Raw genomic sequence first — 2,105 nt, 5'->3', positions numbered from 1 at the left:
GGCCGTCGCGACGACGCGTGCCCCGGCGCTCGTCGTCGCCGCCGTCGTGCACGGCGAGCTCCTCACGCTGCGGCCCTTCGCGGCGGGCAACGGCGTCGTCGCGCGCGCCGCGTCGCGCCTGCTCGTCACCGCGCGCGGGCTCGACCCGACCGGGTCGGTGGTCGCGGAGACCGGCTCGGCGGCGACGCCGCAGGCCTACCTCGGGGCCGCCGCCGGGTTCGCGACGGGCACGCCCGACGGGGTCGCGGCGTGGGTGCGCGCCTGCGCGGGGGCGGTCGTCGACGGGGTGGAGCGGGCACGGCACGTCGCGGACGGGGTGCTGGCCGGTCACCTGCCCGCCGACTGAGCGCGGGGCGCGGCGGCCGTGACGCGCCCGTGCTCGGGAGGGTCGTCGTCCGAGCGTGCGGGGCGCGGTCGTGCAGCGCGGTGGAGTCGCCCGGCACAACGACGGCGCCCCGAGGGGCGCCGTCGCCGAACGGTGGCCGGAGGGTGATCAAGCGTGCACCTGTCCAGTCGCTACGGGTCGAGCCCGGTCGACCTGCCCAGAGGTGGGCAATCCTGCGCGTGGGTGCCCTCGCGGCCGTCCTGTTGTGAGTCCTTGGTACCTCAGGCCGCGACGGTTGGGAACCGGGCGCGGCGACGCCCCTGCACAGCACCGCGCGATGACCGCATCGCGGGACGCCTGCCCGACATGCGGAACGAGCCGCGGCGTCCGCCTCGGAGGTCCGGCTCCGGCCGACCGCGTCGTGGCGACGTCGGCGCGTGGCGGCGCGGTCGTCGAGCCGGCGCTGATGCCGGGGCCGGCTCTTCGTCCGCGTCAGCAGGTGCGACGGCGCTGCCGCCAGGCGAGCCACGCGACGAGCGCGCACCCCGCCACGAGCACCGCTGCCGCGACCGCGACGGTCCGTCCGGAGGGCCGCACCAGGGAGAACAGCGCGACGGGCCGGTTGAAGGACAGCGTGTCCCAGCCGCGCTCCGCCGCCACACGTCGCAGGGCACGGTCGGGGTTGACCGCGAAGCCGTGGCCGACGGTCGCCAGCATCGGCACGTCGGTGATCGAGTCCGAGTACGCGTAGCTCGACGCGAGGTCGTAGCCGCGCGCGGCGGCGAGCTCACGGATCGCCGTGGCCTTGTTCTCGCCGTACGCGTAGAAGTCGATGTCGCCCGTGTACCGGCCGTCGCTGACGCCCATGCGCGTCGCGATCACGTGGTCGGCCCCGAGCACGGCGGCGATCGGCTCGACGATCTCGCTCCCCGACGCCGACACGATGACGACGTCGTGGCCCGCCTCGTGGTGCTCCTCGATGAGGGCGACCGCCTCGGCGTAGACCGCCGGGTCGATGGACTCGTGCAGCGTCTCGGCGACGATCGACGACACCTGCGCGACGTCCCACCCGGTCACCATGCGCGAGAGCTGCGCCCGCAGCCGCTCCGTCTGCGTCTCGTCAGCCCCGCCCACGAGGTAGAGGAACTGCGCGTAGGCCGTCCGCAGGACCGAGCGCCGCGTGAGCAGCCCGCCCGCCATGAACGGTCGTGAGAAGGCCGTCGCGGAGGACGTCGCGATGATCGTCTTGTCGAGGTCGAAGAACGCCGCCGCCTGGTCCGCGCCGGCGGGCGCGGCCGTCGGGCCGGTCGGGCTGTCGTCCATCGCGCTCCCGGAGACGGGTCGTCGGTCCGGCCGGGCTTGGTGCGTCGTGCCGACCGTGGTCGCGGCGAGCCTAGCCACCGGCTCCGACGTGCGGGTCGACACACCGGTGCCGGTGCTGCGACGCGCCGTCCGACGCGCGGGCGTGAACACGCAGGTGACCGAGGTCGTCGCGGTCGAGCGTCTCGTCCGGGTCCGGCTCCCGGGCCATCGTCGTCTGGAGCGTCGTCTGGAGCGTCGGATGCGGCGTCGAGGCGACGCGCCCCCGGCGCTGCGACGTGACGCGTGGTCGAGCCGTCCACAGCCCGATCTGAGTTTGCCGCTTCCACGGCCGGCTCGACTGCGCGCCGCGGCACCTGGCCGGGCGACGAGGCTGCGCAGACGTCGCCCCGGTCCTCGGCGCGACACCGCACCAGCCGGCGCGACGACGACGGGAGAGGAGACCGCGATGGGCGTGCGC

General features: G+C 75.5%; 1 protein-coding gene and 1 pseudogene. One reads left to right on the top strand and one right to left on the bottom strand.

What is annotated here, in order from left to right:
• Positions 1-346, top strand: a pseudogene (locus CTKZ_RS16430) (Fic family protein); the annotation flags it as partial.
• A 471-nt stretch (positions 347-817) separates the two neighbouring features.
• Here CTKZ_RS16430 and CTKZ_RS16425 read toward each other — a convergent pair.
• Positions 818-1,648 carry an HAD family hydrolase gene (locus CTKZ_RS16425; protein ID WP_124343952.1) on the bottom strand — a complete coding sequence of 277 codons (831 nt, stop codon included), beginning with the start codon at positions 1,646-1,648 and terminating at the stop codon, positions 818-820.
• Positions 1,649-2,105: the final 457 nt, after the last annotated feature.

The organism is Cellulomonas algicola, assembly GCF_003851725.1.
GTDB lineage: Bacteria > Actinomycetota > Actinomycetes > Actinomycetales > Cellulomonadaceae > Cellulomonas > Cellulomonas algicola.
The sequence above is the reverse complement of the archived record's forward strand: the minus strand, read 5'-3'. Positions and strand labels throughout refer to the sequence as shown.

Bases quoted from the DNA above. Each gene is read 5' to 3' on its own strand.
- CTKZ_RS16425 (WP_124343952.1), bottom strand. From the start codon at position 1,648: ATGGACGACAGCCCGACCGGCCCGACGGCCGCGCCCGCCGGCGCGGAC.